Annotated in this window: 17 protein-coding genes and 1 pseudogene; 3 read left to right on the top strand and 15 right to left on the bottom strand. The window is 69.8% G+C overall.

The window, feature by feature from the left end; genetic code table 11:
- Positions 1-3: 3 nt before the first annotated feature.
- The 7 genes and pseudogenes from FOZ70_RS33640 to FOZ70_RS33610 all read right to left on the bottom strand — a co-directional run bounded on the left by FOZ70_RS33640 (position 4) and on the right by FOZ70_RS33610 (position 5,072).
- Positions 4-1,206, bottom strand: a complete 1,203-nt coding sequence (locus FOZ70_RS33640; protein ID WP_219707622.1) for a glycosyltransferase family 9 protein — start codon at positions 1,204-1,206, stop codon at positions 4-6.
- Entirely contained in the window at positions 1,203-1,814 is a 612-nt protein-coding gene (locus FOZ70_RS33635; RefSeq protein ID WP_219707621.1) for an HAD-IIIA family hydrolase, read from the bottom strand. The genes FOZ70_RS33640 and FOZ70_RS33635 overlap by 4 nt, the downstream gene beginning before the upstream one ends.
- Positions 1,805-2,554, bottom strand: coding sequence for an SDR family oxidoreductase (locus FOZ70_RS33630; RefSeq protein ID WP_059486169.1), 750 nt, complete (start codon positions 2,552-2,554; stop codon positions 1,805-1,807). Before FOZ70_RS33630 ends, FOZ70_RS33635 begins: the two co-directional genes overlap by 10 nt.
- Positions 2,555-2,737: 183 nt before the next feature.
- Positions 2,738-3,241: a hypothetical protein gene (locus tag FOZ70_RS33625; RefSeq protein WP_059555958.1), complete on the bottom strand. Its 504-nt coding sequence runs from the start codon at positions 3,239-3,241 to the stop codon at positions 2,738-2,740.
- Positions 3,242-3,376: 135 nt separating this feature from the next.
- A pseudogene (locus FOZ70_RS33620) lies at positions 3,377-3,652 on the bottom strand (hypothetical protein); the annotation flags it as partial.
- A gap of 46 nt (positions 3,653-3,698) precedes the next feature.
- The gene (locus tag FOZ70_RS33615; protein WP_059485940.1) at positions 3,699-4,502 is read right to left on the bottom strand and encodes a BON domain-containing protein; all 804 of its coding nucleotides are present in this window, start codon (positions 4,500-4,502) and stop codon (positions 3,699-3,701) included.
- 192 nt (positions 4,503-4,694) lie between these two features.
- Positions 4,695-5,072, bottom strand: coding sequence for a hypothetical protein (locus tag FOZ70_RS33610; RefSeq protein ID WP_060223830.1), 378 nt, complete (start codon positions 5,070-5,072; stop codon positions 4,695-4,697).
- Positions 5,073-5,349: 277 nt separating this feature from the next.
- Between FOZ70_RS33610 and FOZ70_RS33605 the strand changes: the two genes are divergently transcribed.
- Entirely contained in the window at positions 5,350-6,942 is a 1,593-nt protein-coding gene (locus FOZ70_RS33605; RefSeq protein WP_219707620.1) for an ATP-binding protein, read from the top strand.
- Between the two features lie 10 nt (positions 6,943-6,952).
- On the opposite strand, the gene FOZ70_RS33600 is transcribed toward FOZ70_RS33605, so the two are convergent.
- From FOZ70_RS33600 to FOZ70_RS33590, 3 genes are all read right to left on the bottom strand, one after another.
- Positions 6,953-7,276, bottom strand: coding sequence for a hypothetical protein (locus FOZ70_RS33600; RefSeq protein WP_059485944.1), 324 nt, complete (start codon positions 7,274-7,276; stop codon positions 6,953-6,955).
- Positions 7,277-7,305: 29 nt separating this feature from the next.
- A complete protein-coding gene (locus FOZ70_RS33595; protein WP_219707619.1) occupies positions 7,306-8,511 on the bottom strand; it encodes a zinc-dependent alcohol dehydrogenase in 1,206 nt (401 codons plus the stop codon).
- 120 nt (positions 8,512-8,631) lie between these two features.
- The gene (locus tag FOZ70_RS33590; protein WP_060309311.1) at positions 8,632-9,270 is read right to left on the bottom strand and encodes an NAAT family transporter; all 639 of its coding nucleotides are present in this window, start codon (positions 9,268-9,270) and stop codon (positions 8,632-8,634) included.
- 134 nt (positions 9,271-9,404) lie between these two features.
- On the opposite strand from FOZ70_RS33590, the gene FOZ70_RS33585 reads away from it, so the two are divergent.
- The gene (locus FOZ70_RS33585; RefSeq protein WP_034189953.1) at positions 9,405-9,623 is read left to right on the top strand and encodes a DUF6566 family protein; all 219 of its coding nucleotides are present in this window, start codon (positions 9,405-9,407) and stop codon (positions 9,621-9,623) included.
- A gap of 49 nt (positions 9,624-9,672) precedes the next feature.
- Here the strand turns inward: FOZ70_RS33585 and FOZ70_RS33580 are convergent, their stop codons facing one another.
- Positions 9,673-10,050, bottom strand: a complete 378-nt coding sequence (locus FOZ70_RS33580; protein WP_059485948.1) for a DUF5594 family protein — start codon at positions 10,048-10,050, stop codon at positions 9,673-9,675.
- Between the two features lie 37 nt (positions 10,051-10,087).
- Complete coding sequence (locus FOZ70_RS33575; protein ID WP_059620457.1) at positions 10,088-11,620, bottom strand: FAD-dependent oxidoreductase; 1,533 nt, start codon at positions 11,618-11,620, stop codon at positions 10,088-10,090.
- A gap of 235 nt (positions 11,621-11,855) precedes the next feature.
- Between FOZ70_RS33575 and FOZ70_RS33570 the strand changes: the two genes are divergently transcribed.
- Complete coding sequence (locus FOZ70_RS33570; protein WP_060125413.1) at positions 11,856-13,016, top strand: NAD-dependent formate dehydrogenase; 1,161 nt, start codon at positions 11,856-11,858, stop codon at positions 13,014-13,016.
- A gap of 39 nt (positions 13,017-13,055) precedes the next feature.
- Here FOZ70_RS33570 and FOZ70_RS33565 read toward each other — a convergent pair whose 3' ends face one another.
- The 3 genes from FOZ70_RS33565 to FOZ70_RS33555 all read right to left on the bottom strand — a co-directional run bounded on the left by FOZ70_RS33565 (position 13,056) and on the right by FOZ70_RS33555 (position 15,607).
- Complete coding sequence (locus FOZ70_RS33565; RefSeq protein ID WP_059555798.1) at positions 13,056-14,480, bottom strand: PLP-dependent aminotransferase family protein; 1,425 nt, start codon at positions 14,478-14,480, stop codon at positions 13,056-13,058.
- 382 nt (positions 14,481-14,862) lie between these two features.
- Positions 14,863-15,117, bottom strand: coding sequence for a hypothetical protein (locus FOZ70_RS33560; RefSeq protein WP_060223373.1), 255 nt, complete (start codon positions 15,115-15,117; stop codon positions 14,863-14,865).
- Positions 15,118-15,151: 34 nt separating this feature from the next.
- The gene (locus FOZ70_RS33555; RefSeq protein WP_048028537.1) at positions 15,152-15,607 is read right to left on the bottom strand and encodes a DUF1269 domain-containing protein; all 456 of its coding nucleotides are present in this window, start codon (positions 15,605-15,607) and stop codon (positions 15,152-15,154) included.
- Positions 15,608-15,651 lie beyond the last annotated feature (44 nt).

Here is a 15,651-nt window from a genome sequence, read left to right as displayed (position 1 = left end):
GCGTCAGTTCCTCGTGATGGCGTGCGCGAACGGAATCACGTTCGATGCGGGCCTCTCGACCGGCTCGCCGCCGCGTGCGGCGGCCCGCGCGGCCGTGCGTTGCGCGTGACGCGCGCGGCCACGCAGCAGCGTGTGCACGGCGGCAACCACGTCGTCGACACGCACGCCGAGCAGGCACGGATGGCCCGGCTGGTTGCATGCGCTGCGGTAGCAGTTGCGGCACGGCACGTCGACGTTCAGCACACGGTGCGGCACGCGCCACGGCGTGTGCTGCGGGTTGGTCAGCGCGTACAGGTCGACGACCGGCGTGCCGAGCGCGGCCGCGAGATGCACCGGGCCGCTGTTGTTCGACAACAGCAGGTCGGCCGTCTCGATCAGCGCACCGAGCTCGCCGAGCGGCAATGCGCCCGCAAGCGGCACCGCGCGCGGCCCGGCGCGTTCGCACACCGCGTCGATCAACGCGCGTTCGCCCGCACTGCCCGTCACCGCGATGCCGTCGAACAGCGGCGCGACCGCGGCGGCCGCTTCGCCGAACCGCTCGGCAGGCCAGCGCCGCGACGCCGCGCTTGCGCCCGGATGGACGACCAGCCAGCGCGCCCGGCCCGCCTCCGGCCGGCGCACACCGCCGATGCGCTGCAGCGCGGCCTGCAAACGCACGTGAACCGCGCGCCGTGCCGCGTCGCCCGGCTCGAACCCCATCCGCCAATCCGATGTCGTCGCGCCGATGGAGCGCACCAGCGCGAGCTGGCGCGCAACCTCGTGGCGCACATGGGTGTCGGGCTCGGTTTCCGGCACGCGATCGGTCAGCAGTTCATACGGATTCTCGCGGCAATGCGCGAGCCGCAGCGGGATGCCCGCGAGCCAGCACATCATCGCCGCGGGCAGCGGGTTCTGGCTGTAGACGGTGAAGATCACTGCCGCGTCGAAGCGCCCCGCCAGCAGCCGGTCGATCATGTCGAGATCGGCGACCGGGTCGCCGCGCACGTCGGCATGCCGGACCCACGGCGCGTCGTAACGCCACACGTCGTCGACCATCGGCAGGTGCTTCGCGAGCGCGGCACCCGTGCGCGACGTCAGCAGCGTGAGCCGGCGGTCGCGGCCGCCCTCCTTCAGCGCACGCAGCGCCGGCGTCGTCATCAGCACGTCGCCCAGGCTGTCGAGCCGCACGCACAGGATGCGGCGCGCGCGATTCCACGCGGCATTCATCGCCGCACCCACGTGCCGTGCCGGCGCACGGCCTCGCGCGCGACGATGTCGGCGGCCAGGTCGAGCCGGTCGACGACATGGTGCGGCGTGCGCGCCGCGTTGACGCGCCACTCGGTCTCGTGACCTCGGTCGACGAGAATCGTGCCGCAGCGCGCGGTGCGGCCGGCCTCGACGTCATCGAGGATGTCGCCGATCATCCAGCTCCATTCGGGAACGGCGCCGAGCGCGGCCAGCGCGCGGCGCAACATGCCGGGCCGCGGCTTGCGGCAGAGGCAATCGCACGCATAGTGCGCCACGCTGCCCTGCGGGTGATGCGGACAGTAAAAAAAGTCCGTCAGCGTCGCACCGTTTGCTTCGAACAGTTCGGCGAGACGCTGGCGGACCGCGCCAAGCTCGTTTTCGCCAAAGCGGCCGAGCGCAACCCCCGGCTGGTTCGATACGACCGCGAGCGGCATGCCGGTCGCGCCGAGTATGCGCAGCGCCCGCGCCGCGCCCGGCGCGAGGCGCATGCGCGCGGGATCGACGTTGTACGGCACGTCGTCGAGCAGCGTGCCGTCCTTGTCGAGCAGCACCGCGCCGGGCAGCCGCCGTTCGTGCCTCAGGGCCATGACGACTCCTTCATCGGCAGCACCATCACTTCCGGCACGACGGTGCCCGGCGGCTGTGCGAGCACGAAGCGCACGGCGGCCGCGACGTTCTCCGGCGGCTGCAGCGTGTCCTCGTCGATGTCGGGAAAGCGGTCGAGCAGGAACGGCGTGCGCATCCCGCCCGCGACGATCGCCGACACACGCACCCCGCTCGGGCGCAGTTCGGCATGCAGCGCATGCGACAGGCCGAGCAGCCCCCACTTCGTCGCGTGGTACGCGGACGCATTGGGCCATGCGCGCTTCGACGCGGTCGACGCGATGTTGACGATATGCCCGCCGCCGCGCGCCTTCATCATCGGCACGGCCGCATGACACATCAGATACGGGCCGAACAGGTTCGTCATCAGCACCTGGCGCCACGCGTCCACGCTCACGTCGTCGATCGGCGCGGTCACGTCGATCGCCGCGTTGTTGACGATCACGTCCAGGTCGCCGAGCGTTTCGCGCGCGTCGCTGACGACCTCCAGCACCGACGCCTCGTCGCGCACGTCGAGCGGCCGGCCGACGGCCTGTCCGCCGTGGCGTTCGAGCCGCTGTGCGACGGCCGCCGCGCGATCGCCGTCGAGATCGGCGACTACCACGTGCGCGCCATGCCGCGCCAGGTCTTCGCAGATCGCTTCGCCGAGACCGCGGCCACCGCCGGTCACGAGCGCGATTCGTCCCGCGAGCGGGGGGTTGGCTGATTCGTAAGTCACGTTCACGTGCACCTCCTGTCGACGTTCAAGCGCCATGCCGTTGACGGGACGCTTGTCGCGACAAGCATCGATGCACGAGGTACAGCGAGAACCGTGCCGGGCCGCGCGCGTCCGCGCCGCATCGTGCGCGGCCCGGCGATCGCCGACTTTTTTATAAGCTGCTGTAAAAACGGGCCGGGGCGGCCGGGCTCAGATCGCGAGCGCGTCGGGCGTCGCCTGCGCGCGGTGCTTCGCGAGCGCGCGCAGGCAGTGCGCGATGCATCCCGCGAACGCCTCGTCGAACCACGGCTGCGCGCCCGACACGCCGACCACGATTCCGCCGAGCGCGACACCGCCCCACAGATTCGTGTCGCCCGCGCGCAACCGGTATGGCTCCAGCGCCTGCACGACATGGCCGTCACGGCCCGTCTCCCACGACAGCCGCGCCTTCGCGCGCGCATAGGCACGGTAGTCGGCGTCCCAGTCCTTCGCGTCGGGCAGCGAGAACTCGTACAGGATCGCGTCCTCGAACGTCGCGTCGAGCGGCCCGAGCGCCGGATCCATGATCACGATGTGAAGGCAGCCGCTGTCGCCGACGAAGTCGCTCTGCAGCGCGGCCGACAGGCTCGGCAGCAGCAGCTCGACGGCCGCCACCGCGGCCTGGCGGTTCGCGAACGCGCTACCGGCGCGTCGGTCGGTCGACGTGGCGGGCATCGGGTGGGAAAGGTTCGGCATGGGATTCTCCAGGGGGGGAAAACGCGAGCGCACGCAACGCCGCGATCAGGTCGGCCGCTACCGCGGGCCGGGTCACGTATGCGCGGAAACCGGCCTCGACCGCGCGCGTGCGGTCGCGTACGCGAGCAGCAGCAGCACCGGCGATGCGACGGGCTGCCCGGCCGCACGGCCGGAACCGTCGACGATGTCCGTGAGCAGCGACGGCACCGAGATGGCCGCCGCCTTCGCGAGCACCAGCAGCGCGATCGCCGCCAGCACGTGTGCACGGTAATGCCGGATCGCGCGCCACGGTTCGACCGCGATCCGCCGGCGCAGGCCGCGTTCGTCGCGACGGTCGTGGCCTGCGCCGGCGCGCCGCGCGGGCCGCGTATCGTCGACGCCGGCCGTCATGCGCGCGCGGCTCGCGGTCGGGATCGCGCCGTCGCGTGCGCGGCCGTCAATGGTGCGGTTTGCGCTCGCGGCCGGGCACGACGGCGCCCGGTTCGGGATCGCGCGCGGCCGGCAGCGTCGGCGTGACGGTTCGCTGGTCGGGATGCAGCACCATGCCCGTATCGTGTTCGCCGTCGCGGTGCACGCGCACGCGATTCTCGACGTCGCGCACGCCCAAGCAGCCATCGGCCAGATCCTCGATGTCGTGCTTCATCCAGCGTGACGGCACGGTGCCGTCCAGGACGACGCAGCCGTCCTGCACCTGCACGGTGACGTCGCTCACGTCGATGTCGAGCGCATGCGCAAGCCGCTCGCACACGTCCTCGCGGATGCGCTCGTCCGAACGCGTATAGCCTTTCGGCCCGCGACGATGGCGCAGTGCGTCGCGTTCGGCGTCGCCGCCGTACCGCGACGGGTCGGGCGCGTAGCCGCCGTAGCGCGGCGGGTCTCGCGGGTCGCCACGATCGTGCTCGCCGCCGTACCGGCCCATCCGGAAATGACCGCGGAATTCCGGGCGGTCGCCGCCATACGGGCCTTCACTGCCCTCCGCACGGCGGCCCGGTTCGCGGTAGCCGCGTTCGGCGTCCCATGCGGGCGAGCGCGCGCCGCCCTGCCAGTCCGGGTCGGACATGCGGCGCCGCTGGTCCGCCGGCCGCGCGGCGCGCTCGGTCCATTCGCTGCCCCAGTCTTCCGCGCCGACGCTCTCGCTCGCCGAGCGACGGCGGGGCGATTCATGGTCTTCCTCCGGCCATCGTGCCGGGTCGTCCGGGAGGCCGCGCTCGCCGTGCCGTCCGGGATATCGTCGTTGCATCGTGTCTCTCCTTGTTCGCGCCTGCGCCGCGCACGGCCCCATGCCGGGTCGCGACACGGCGCATGCCGGCCGGCTCGAACGCAAGCCGCGTGCCGCTATCGTTGCCGTCGCACGACACATGCGCGCCGCGCCGTCGATCCGCTGCCGGGCGCGCGAATCTGCAATGCGATTGCAGTTTTTGCGTACCGGGCGTCATGGCGCGCCGCCGGCGCCCCGATCGTCCGGATCGTCCGGGGCCGCGGATTCTTCGTCGCGATCCGGCCCGCCCAGCCGCTCGGTGCGGTCGGGCTCGATATCGGCACCTTCTACGAGCGTCGAATCGCCGTCCGCCGATGCGCGCTCGCCGGTGCCCGCGCGATCCGTATCGCTGTCGAGCGACGCATCGCCGCGTTCGAGCGCGTGCTCGTCGAGCGGCGAATCGATGTCGAACGGATGGCGCCGCGCGCCGGCCGTGTCGCTGCCGCTGTCGGACGAGTCGCTCGGCCCCAGCGCGCGGCCGTCGCGGCCGCGGCTGGCGTTGTCGTCGTCCGGGCCGGCCGGTTCGTTGTCGGGGTTCAGCGTGCTGTTCATGTCGACCTCCTTGCGTGGCTTGCCGTCGCGTGCGGCCACACGGCCGCCGCCCGACGGGCGAACCGGGCGGTCACGCAACCGGCATGCCGCGTCGCGCGGCCGCACCCGGTTCCGGCCGCCAGTACGACGGACGGCACAACCGATGCGCGCCCATTGGTCAGGCGAATCGAGTTCCCTTATGCTTTGCGGGGTGCCAATCCGATTCCCGTAGCCGCCGCCGGTTCGTCCTGCGGCGGTCCGGCAGCGTTTGCCTGCCCGCCTCCAACCCGCTCCCACGATGAATAGACACGACGCCGATCCTCGCTCGCATCCCCCACCGCCCAGTTCGCCCGACGCGCGCGACCTGGTGCACCGCTTCGCCGAGTTCCGTTTTCAGACGGTCGTCGGCTCGATCACCGATTACGCAGTGTTCATGCTCGATCCGCACGGCAATGTCGCGACCTGGAACGCGGGTGCCGAGCGCATCAAGGGCTATCGCGCGGCCGAGATCGTCGGCCAGCACTTCTCGCGCTTCTATCCGCCCGACGCGATCGCGGCGGGCCGGCCGTCGCGCGGGCTCGACGAGGCGGCCGCGCGGGGTCACTTCGAAGACGAAGGCTGGCGTGTGCGCAAGGACGGCTCGCAGTTCTGGGCGAGCGTGACGATCACCCCGGTGCACGATCACGACAACCAGCTGTGCGGCTTCATCAAGATCACGCGCGACATGACCGAGCGCAAGCGGCTCGAGGAACTCGAAGCGTCGACGCACCGGCTCAGCGTGTTCATCGCGATGCTCGCGCACGAACTGCGCAACCACCTCGCGCCACTGCGCCATTCGGTCGGCATATTGCAAAACCTGGCCGACCCGGCGCCCGCGCTCGCACGCTGCCGCGACGCCGTGGATCGCCAGGTCGGACAACTGACACGGCTCGTCGACGATCTGCTCGACGTCGGGCGCATCACGGCCGGCAAGGTCGAGCTCGACGATCGCCCCGTCACCGTGCGCGATATCGTGTGTCGCGGCGTCGAGAGCATCCAGCCGAAACTGGCCGCGCGCGGGCAGCACATCCACGTCGATCTGCCGCCCGATGCCGTGCTGCTGCACGGCGACGATGCACGGCTCGTCCAGGTGCTGCACAACCTGCTCGACAACGCGTCGAAGTTCTCGCCGCACGGCGGACGGATCGACGTCGGCGCACGGACGGAAGGGCCGGTGGTCGCGATCCGCGTCTCCGACCAGGGCGTCGGTATCGCGAACGGCGCACTTGAAACGATCTTCGACCTGTTCGAGCAGGAAGGTGCGCCGGGGCGCCGGCCATCCGACGGCTTCGGGCTCGGACTCGCGATCTGCCGGACGTTCGTCGAACTGCATGGCGGACGGATTTCCGCCGAAAGCGCCGGGCCCGGCCGCGGCGCGACGTTCACGGTGCGGTTGCCGATCGACCGGATGGGGCGCACGGAACGCGTCTGCGAGCCCGAGCCGGCCGCCTTCGCTCAGCCGGTCGCCACGCCGCTGCGCATCGTCGTCGTCGACGACAACCGGGATTCCGCCGACACGCTCGCCGTGCTGCTGCAAATGAAGGGACACGCGCCGCGCGTCGCCTACCGGGCCGACGAAGCGCTGGCACTCGCCCGCGACTTCGTCCCGCACCTGATGCTCGTCGACCTGACGATGCCCGACGTCGACGGCTTCACGTTGCTGTACGAACTGCGCGCGATCGACGCGTTGCGCGACACGACCTGCGTCGCGCTGTCGGGCCACGCGCGCGCGTCGGATCTCGCGCGGACCGAACGCGCGGGCTTCGACGACCATCTCGTGAAGCCTGTCGAGATGGTCGTGCTCGACGCGCTGCTGGAGCGCGTCGCCCACCGGATTCAGCGTACGCCGTAGCCGGCCGTGCTCAGGCCATCGCGCGGCACATCGCCGCGCACGCTTCGCACGCGAGTGCGCAGCGACGGCAATGGGCGTGCGCATGCCGCAGGCACTCGGCCGCGCACAGGTCGCACGCATGCGCGCACAGTGCGCAGACGCCCGGCGCAAGCACGCTGCGGCGCGCCATCGCACCCGACGCGAAGCGGCACAACTGCGCGCATTCGATGTCGAGCGCAATACAGTCGGCCATCGTGTGCGTGTCACGCTCCGCAAGGCACGCGGCCGCGCATGCGTCGCACGCGTGCGCGCACGCGTCACACGCAGCCATGCAGTTGTCGTATCGATCGTTCATCGCGGTACTCCCTGTTTCGGTTCGTGTCGTCATGGCGCCAGCTTCACCTTCATCCAGCCCGGCTCGCGCACGTCGAACGCACGATACGCTTCGATCGCGTTCGTCAGCGGCTCGCAGCGCGTAAGGACCGACAGCGGGTCGAACGCGCCGCTGCGCACGAGCTCGACGAGCGGCGGCGTGACCGTGCGGTGATTGCAGTTGCCCATCTTGATCGTCAGGTTACGGTTCATCGCGTCGCCCACCGGAAACACGCGCGATGTCGGCGGATACACACCGATCACCGCGATCGTGCCGGCCTTCGCGACCGCACTTACCGCCCATTGCAGCACCTGCGACGGCCCGTCGCCCGGCACCCAGTTGCGGCCGTCCGGCTTGCGGCGCGGTGCGATCGCGTCGACTTCCGCGTCGAACGCGCGCGCGGCGTCGCGATCGGCCGCGGCCGGCCCGTGCGTTGCGCGCATCGCGTCGACGCCCACCGCGTCGATCACGCGATCGACCCCGATCCCGCCCGTCAGCCGGAGCACGGTTTCGACCGGATCGTCCTCGGAAAAATCGACGATCTCGGCGCCCTGCGCGCAAGCCATCTCGAGGCGCGACGCGATGCGGTCGACCGCGATCACGCGCCCGGCGCCCATCAGCTTCGCACTCGCGATCGCGAACTGGCCGACCGGCCCCGCACCGAACACGGCGACCGTATCGCCCGGCTTCACCTCCGCGAGCTGCGCGCCGAAATAACCGGTCGGGAAAATGTCCGACATCAGGATCGCGCGATCGTCGTCGATCGCGTCGGGCAACCGGATCAGGCTCGCGTGCGCGAGCGGCGTGCGCGCGTATTCGGCCTGCAACCCGTCGAACGGGCCGCTGTCCGCCGGGCCGCCGAAAAACGCGGTGCCGGCGCGCGGCCCGCCCGGGTTCGCGACGTCGCATTGCGCGGTGTAGCCCGCGCGGCAGTATGCGCAACTGCCGCAGGCAATCGTCGACGGAATCAGCACGCGATCGCCGCGCCGCAGGTTGCGGACGTCGCGCCCGACCGCCTCGACGATGCCGACGCCCTCGTGGCCGAGGATCGTGCCGGGTTTCATCCCGCCGAGCGTGCCGCGCACCATGTGCAGGTCGGTGCCGCAGATCGCGCTGGCCGTCAGGCGCACGACCGCGTCGGTTGGCGCTGCCACTTCCGGATCGGGCACCGTGTCGATGCGAATGTCGCCGATGCCGTGAAATACGACTGCTTTCATGTCTGGCCCTCCTTGTCGATGGCGTGAACGGTCGATCAGACCGTCAAGCCGGTCGAGCAAGGCGTGCGCCCGGTCGCGGGCCGCGCGCGGCCATGCAGTGCGTCGGTACCATCGCCGCGTTCAATGCGGCAGCCCGAACGCGGCCTTCAGGCTCGCGACGATCATCTGCATCGCGATCGCCGCGAGGATCATCCCCATCAGGCGCTGGGTCACCGCCGTCACGCGCGGCGACAGGTAATGGCCGATCAGCGGCGCGGACAGCAACGAAACGGCCAGCAGCACGAGAAACGCGGCGAGCCCGAGCGCGAATGCGAGTTCCTGTCCGGTCGAGAACGCGCTGTGCCCGAGCACGATCATCGTCGCGATCGTGCCGGGGCCGACGAGCAGCGGGATCGTCAGCGGATAGATCGCGACGCTCTCGGCCGCCGCCGGGTCGGCGCCTTCGTCCTCGCCCGGCGAATGCTGGCGGCTCGGCGCGCCATGCAGCATCGACAGCGCGATCAGCAGCACCAGCAGCCCGCCCGCAAGACGGAAATCGTCGATCGTCAGGCCGAATACGTGCAGGATCGCGCCGCCCGCGACGGCCGACACGATGCAGCCGACCGTCACGCCGATCGCAGCCGTCATCGCGACCTTGCGGCGCACGCCGTCCGCCGCGCCTTCGGTCAGCGACAGGAACACCGGGATGTTCGCGATCGGGTTCATGATCGCGAACAGCGCCGCGAACACCTTGATCGAAAAGGTCAGGTCGAAGGCCACTGGTTCGCTCCCGTCTCACGCATCGGTTCGTACACCGAATCGCACGCAAATTCCGTTTCGTTTCCGGTGCACGACGCGCGCCATGCTGCTACGATCGACGCACCGCGTTCACGCACGACGGAGGGCCCCGACCGATGCAAGCCACCGACACCTTCATGGATCACGAGATTCGCGTCGAGGCGACGCGCAACGCGAACGGCGCGTGGGTCGCGCAGGTGCGGATCTTCCGCGACGGCGCGCCGGTCGACCTGCCCGCGCCCGAACTCGTCACGCCCGAATGGCTCACGTGCGACGAAGCGCTGCGCGGCGGCATCGACCAGGGCCGCGTGATCGTCAAGACACGCGACCGTTAACGTCGCGCGATTCATTGCCGCATCGCCGGCGGGCAGCGCACCGCGCGTTTCACGCATCGAAATCGAGATCGCCGATCAGGATTTCGCGGTCGCGCTGGGTCCGTGAACTGAAGTCGACCGGCAATTCCATCTGCCAGCGTTCGATCGTGACCGGCAGCGCCGCGAGATAGCGGTCGAAGCGGCTGCGGTCGGGCTCGGCCAGCAACGCATCGATCGCGTCGTCGCGCCACGCGAGCCGCGCATTCAGCCGGTTCGGCAGCCCGGCCGTCGACGTGAGGCCGATCACGTCGACACAGGTCGGGCTCCCCTGCCCGTCGTGCGGCACGACTTCCACGCGCACTTCACCAGGCTGATACAGGCCGAGCACGCGCGCCGCGATGCGCGGCGCGAACTCGGTTTCGAAACGTGCGCGGATTTCAGGGCTCATCTTGCCTCCGGGTTCGAATCATGTCGTCACATGGCCGTCATGCGGCTGCAATCTGCCGCTCGAATGCCGCTTCCGCCTTCAGGCTGTCGAGATCGCGGCCGATCGTCGCGACCGCGAGCCGCGTGTCGCCGCGCCAGTACGCGATCGCGCAGTCGTGCGCGCCGAGGTCGCCGTCGATCTCGACGCGATCCCATTGCTCCGCATGCCCGACGTAGTTGATCGTCAGGTCGTAATGCTGGCTCCAGAAGAACGGCACCGCGTCGAACGGGCGCTGCTGGCCAAGCATGTTGCGCGCCGCGACGATGCCCTGCCGCTCGGCGACGACCCAGTGCTCGACGCGAATGCGCTCGCCCGTCAGCGGATCGGGCCAGCGCGCGATGTCGCCGGCCGCGTAGATGCCGGGCACACTCGTCTGAAGGAAGCGGTCGACCGTCACACCGCGCTCGACGGCCAGCCCCGCGTCCTGCGCGAGCGCGACGTTCGGGTGCACGCCGATGCCGACCAGCACGACGTCGGCCGGCAGCACGTCGCCGGTCGACAGCGTCACGCTGTCCGGCGTGATCCGCGCCGGCGTCGCACCGAGATGGAACACGACGCCGTGCGATTCGTGCAGGGCCTTGATCGTGTCGCCGAGCGCTTCGCCGAGCACGCGCGCCATCGGATGCGCATCGGGCGCGACGACCTGCACGTCGAGCCCGCGCGTGCGCAACGCGGCGGCCGCTTCGAGCCCGATGAAGCTCGCGCCGACCACCACGCAGCGGCGCGCCGTTTTCAGCTTGCCGATCAGTGCGTCGCAATCGGCACGCGAGCGCAGCACGCACACGTGCGGCAGATCCGCGCCGGGCACGGTCAGCCGGTTCGGCTCGGCGCCCGTTGCCAGCAGCAGCGCGCCGTACCCGACACGGCTGCCGTCGGCCAGTTCGACCGCCTGCCGCGCGGGGTCGATCCGCGCGACACGCGTGCCGCACCGCACGTCGATCCGGTGGTCGGTATAGAACGACGGCGCACGCAGCGGCAGCCAGTCGGCGTCGGCCGTGCCGGCGAGATAGTCTTTCGACAGGTTCGGCCGGTCGTAGGGCGGATCGGCATCGGCGGTGAGCAGCGTGACGGGATGCGGATAACCCGCCTGCCGCAGCGTCACGGCGGCCGCGATCGCAGCGGCGCCGCCGCCGACGATCACCACCGACGCGGGCAGCCCGGCGGCATTCAGCGCGGGAGGCGCAGCGGCCGGCCGCGCATCGAGCACGACGGCACGGCCGTCGCGGCGTTCGACGCGCCAGCACGGGAGCCCGTCGAGCGCCGGTGCGCGCAGCAGTGCGCCCGTGCGCAGGCAGAACGCCGCGTGATGCCATGGGCAGTGGATCGTGTCGCCCTCCAGCAGGCCGTCGGCCAATGGCGCGCCGTAGTGCGGGCACTGCGCGCCCACGGCAAACAGTTCGTCGGCGCGGCGCACGAGCAGCACCGCGGTATCGCCGACATGGCCTTCGATCATCGCGCCGTCGGCGAGATCGTCGAGCGCGATGCCTTGCGTGAGGTCGGGGCGTGAAGACGAAGCGTCGCTTCCAGTCATGACGTGGCTCCCTGAGAGTCAGGTAACGATCCCATTATCGACATCCCATTTGAAAAGAACAGGTACAGACGCCTCCGCAGCGCACGCAAACACCGACTGTAGCTTGTACGCGAGCCATGACGGGCATAGAACGTCATCAACGTTGCGGCGCAACACACCCGTTGCCTGCGAGGGCACGTCGCGCGTCCTGCGCAATCCGTGTGCCGCATCCCCCCTTCACCAGGAGTGCTACCCGATGGCCACCGTCCTGTGCGTGCTCTACCCCGATCCGGTCGACGGCTACCCGCCGCGCTACGTGCGCGATGCGATTCCGGTCATCACGCGCTACGCGGACGGGCAAACCGCGCCGACGCCGGCCGGCCCGCCCGGCTTCCGGCCCGGCGAACTCGTCGGCTCGGTGTCCGGCGCGCTCGGGCTGCGCGGCTATCTGGAGGCGCACGGCCACACGCTGATCGTCACGAGCGACAAGGACGGCCCCTATTCCGAATTCGAGCGCCGGCTGCCCGAAGCGGACGTGGTGATCTCGCAGCCGTTCTGGCCCGCGTACCTGACGGCCGAACGGATCGCCCGCGCGCCGAAGCTGAAGCTCGCGCTGACGGCCGGCATCGGCTCCGATCACGTCGATCTCGACGCCGCCGCTCGCGCGCATGTCACCGTCGCCGAAGTCACCGGCTCGAACAGCATCAGCGTGGCCGAGCACGTGGTGATGACGACGCTCGCGCTGGTGCGCAACTACTTGCCGTCGCATGCGATCGCGCAGCAAGGCGGCTGGAACATCGCCGATTGCGTGTCGCGCAGCTACGACGTCGAGGGCATGCATTTCGGCACGGTCGGCGCGGGCCGCATCGGGCTCGCCGTGCTGCGCCGGCTGAAGCCGTTCGGCCTGCAGCTGCACTACACGCAGCGCCACCGGCTCGACGCGTCGGTCGAGCAGGAACTCGCGCTCACGTATCACGCCGATGCCGCGTCGCTCGCGAGCGCCGTCGACATCGTCAACCTGCAGATCCCGCTTTACCCGTCGACCGAGCACCTGTTCGACGCGGCGATGATCGCGCGCATGAAGCGCGGCGCATACCTGATCAACACCGCGCGCGCGAAGCTGGTCGACCGCGACGCGGTCGTGAATGCCGTCACGTCCGGACATCTCGCGGGCTACGGCGGCGACGTGTGGTTTCCCCAGCCGGCGCCGGCCGATCACCCTTGGCGTGCGATGCCGTTCAACGGGATGACCCCGCACATCTCCGGCACGTCGCTGTCCGCGCAGGCACGCTATGCGGCCGGCACGCTGGAGATCCTGCAGTGCTGGTTCGACGGCAAGCCGATCCGCAACGAATACCTGATCGTCGACGGCGGCACGCTCGCGGGAACGGGCGCGCAGTCATACCGGCTGACGTGACGTGACGCCACGCGCCGCGCCCGACGCGCGGCGGTATGGTCAGTCGACGCAGCAGGCGGCGAGCTTGCCGACGGTCACGACCGCCTGCTCGATCTCCGGCGACCACGGGCTGCTGTAGTTGAGGCGGATGAAATTCCGGTAGCTGTCCGCGATCGAGAACATGTAGCCGGGCCCGATCGTGATGCCCTGCTCCAGCGCGAGCTGGTACAGCCGCATCGCATCGACCTGCGCGGGCAACTCGACCCACAGCACGTATCCCCCCGCCGGGCTCGAGATGCGCGTGCCTTCCGGGAAGAATCGCGACACCATCGTGCGCATCAGGTTCGCCTGCTGCGCATACGCCTTGCGAATCCGCCGCAGGTGATGCTCGTAGCCGTCGCGTTCGAGAAACTCCGCGATCGCGAGCTGCGGCAGCGACGGCGTCGCGAGCGTGTTCAGGAATTTCAGCTTCTCGACCTGCTCGCGATAACGGCCCGGCAGCGCCCAGCCGATCCGGTAGGCGGCCGTCAGGCTCTTCGAGAACGACGCACAATGCAGCACGATGTCGTGGCGGTCGAACGACTTCAGCGTGCTCGGATGCATGTTGCCGAAGTACAGTTCGTTGTACACACCATTCTCGATGACCGGCAGGTCGGCCTTCGCGGCGAACTCGACCAGTTCGCGCTTGCGTTCGTCGGGCATCTGGAAGCCGAGCGGGTTCTGGAAGTTCGGCATCACCATGCACGCGGCGATCGGTTGCGACTTCGCGATCGCGGCCAGCGCCGCGATGTCGATCCCGTATTCCGGATGCGTGGCCACCTCGATCGCCTTCATCCCCATCCGCTCGATCGCGTGCAGCATCGCGTAGAACGTTGGCGATTCCACCGCAATCGTGTCGCCCGGCTTCGCCACCGCCTGCAGGCACAGGTTGATCGCCTCGGTCGCGCCGACCGTCACGATGATCTCGTTCGGGTCCACCGACATCCCGTTTTCGAGGTAGCGGCGTGCGATCTGCCGGATCAGCCGTGGATGCCCCGGCGGCAATCCGTCCGTCACGCCCCACAGCGACTTGTCGCGGCCGGCCGCGTACGCATAGCGGTTCAGCTTCTCGAACGGGAACAGGCTCGGGTCCGGGTACGGCGAGCCGAGCGGCACGGCGTCGTCGGTGCCGATCGAGCGCAGCGTCGACAACACGAGCCGGCTCACGTCGACCGACGACGAGATCGCGATCGGCTTCGACGGCCGCAGCTCGCGCACCGGCGCATGGCCGTCGTCGCGCCGCAGGTTCACGAAATAGCCGGACTGCGGGCGGCTTTCGAGCAGCCCGCGGCTTTCCAGCAGCAGATACGCGTGCAGCACGGTCGTGATGCTGATCCGGTGCTGCTGGCTCGCCTGCCGCACCGACGGCACACGATCGCCGTGTCGATATACGCCTTGCCGGATGAGTCTCTCTACGTCGTTTGCAAATTTCTCGTAGAGCTTCATCCGCCTCGCCCCGCCAGCGGTGAACCGGCCTGCGCTGCACGGGCGGCATGGCCGCGCCGGTGCACGAAGCCGGATAGCCGTGCCCGGGCGCGGGGGGCCCGGTTCGAACCTCGTCCGTTATCGAAATTGAAGGCGGATAGCAACGCGAATCTCATCTAGACAAGGTTCGGCATCCTACTGCGTCATTTCGACGAATGTAAGTGACAGTTTGGCGAGGAAACGCCAAATCCGGTTGGCGTGGTGAACAGATTCGAACGCGGCGGAACGGCCCGGCGCGGGGCCATTCATCGGGCGCACATGCAGGCGCATGGGCTCGCGTATTGCCGCCGGCCGGCGGGCGGCCATCACGCGAAGCCCGGTCATGCTCGGGCCTCGCGTGCGATCAAGCGTCGTCGACGTTGTCCGCGTAGTGGTCGATCGCGACCTTGCACTCGTCGAACACCACCGTCAGCGACGCGACGTCGTTCGACTCGACCCACTTGCGGATCTGCAGGAATTGCCCGGTGCCGAGATCGGCGACGCGCGCCGGATCGTCGGTCGTCACGTCGACGGCCGCGATCGCGCGCTTGCCGCTGCCGGGCAGCGGCGTCAACGTCGCCGCGATGTCGAAGCGCCGGTACGATTGATCGATGCGCATGCGGTTCTCCCGAAGCAGGCCGAAAGGAAGCGTCTCAATCGAGCGCCTGGCGGAACACCTTGCCGCCGAATCCGGTCACGACGTTGTCGACCGAGAACGGCGTGTCCTCCTTCGCTTCGAGGATGACCGCGACGCTGCCGGGCACGAGCCGCGCCGCAATCGTCTCGACGAACGTGCCGTCGAGCAGCGCGTTGCCGGCCGCTTCCGCGAGAATGCCGGCCCCCGCGCCGGCCGCCATGCCGGTGACCACGCCGAGCGGCCCGGCGAGCAGACCGAGCAGCCCGCCTGCGATCGCGCCGATCACGCCGCCCTTGAACGGCCGCGATTCGGCATCGAGCACCGCGAGCTTGCCGGTCGCGTCCTTCTCGACGACGACGCCGTTCTCGATGTGGAATCCCTCATGCTTGTCCGACAGCGCCCCGAAATCGCTCGCGGCCCGACGGGCCGTGTCGACGCTGCCGAACACGGCGACGATCAGTTGCCTGGTCATTCGATACCTCGCCCGGTTGGTTGGTCAGTTTGATCAGTTTGGCC

The organism is Burkholderia sp. COPS (assembly GCF_019425585.1).
Classification (GTDB): domain Bacteria; phylum Pseudomonadota; class Gammaproteobacteria; order Burkholderiales; family Burkholderiaceae; genus Burkholderia; species Burkholderia cepacia.
Note: the sequence above shows the minus strand (reverse complement) of the source record. Positions and strands in the feature narration are given on the sequence as shown.

Coding starts and splice junctions, on each gene's coding strand:
- FOZ70_RS33640 (WP_219707622.1), bottom strand. CDS start 1,206: ATGAATGCCGCGTGGAATCGCGCGCGCCGCATCCTGTGCGTGCGGCTC.
- FOZ70_RS33635 (WP_219707621.1), bottom strand. CDS start 1,814: ATGGCCCTGAGGCACGAACGGCGGCTGCCCGGCGCGGTGCTGCTCGAC.
- FOZ70_RS33625 (WP_059555958.1), bottom strand. CDS start 3,241: ATGCCCGCCACGTCGACCGACCGACGCGCCGGTAGCGCGTTCGCGAAC.
- FOZ70_RS33615 (WP_059485940.1), bottom strand. CDS start 4,502: ATGCAACGACGATATCCCGGACGGCACGGCGAGCGCGGCCTCCCGGAC.
- FOZ70_RS33610 (WP_060223830.1), bottom strand. CDS start 5,072: ATGAACAGCACGCTGAACCCCGACAACGAACCGGCCGGCCCGGACGAC.
- FOZ70_RS33605 (WP_219707620.1), top strand. CDS start 5,350: ATGAATAGACACGACGCCGATCCTCGCTCGCATCCCCCACCGCCCAGT.
- FOZ70_RS33600 (WP_059485944.1), bottom strand. CDS start 7,276: ATGAACGATCGATACGACAACTGCATGGCTGCGTGTGACGCGTGCGCG.
- FOZ70_RS33595 (WP_219707619.1), bottom strand. CDS start 8,511: ATGAAAGCAGTCGTATTTCACGGCATCGGCGACATTCGCATCGACACG.
- FOZ70_RS33585 (WP_034189953.1), top strand. CDS start 9,405: ATGCAAGCCACCGACACCTTCATGGATCACGAGATTCGCGTCGAGGCG.
- FOZ70_RS33580 (WP_059485948.1), bottom strand. CDS start 10,050: ATGAGCCCTGAAATCCGCGCACGTTTCGAAACCGAGTTCGCGCCGCGC.
- FOZ70_RS33575 (WP_059620457.1), bottom strand. CDS start 11,620: ATGACTGGAAGCGACGCTTCGTCTTCACGCCCCGACCTCACGCAAGGC.
- FOZ70_RS33570 (WP_060125413.1), top strand. CDS start 11,856: ATGGCCACCGTCCTGTGCGTGCTCTACCCCGATCCGGTCGACGGCTAC.
- FOZ70_RS33565 (WP_059555798.1), bottom strand. CDS start 14,480: ATGAAGCTCTACGAGAAATTTGCAAACGACGTAGAGAGACTCATCCGG.
- FOZ70_RS33560 (WP_060223373.1), bottom strand. CDS start 15,117: ATGCGCATCGATCAATCGTACCGGCGCTTCGACATCGCGGCGACGTTG.
- FOZ70_RS33555 (WP_048028537.1), bottom strand. CDS start 15,607: ATGACCAGGCAACTGATCGTCGCCGTGTTCGGCAGCGTCGACACGGCC.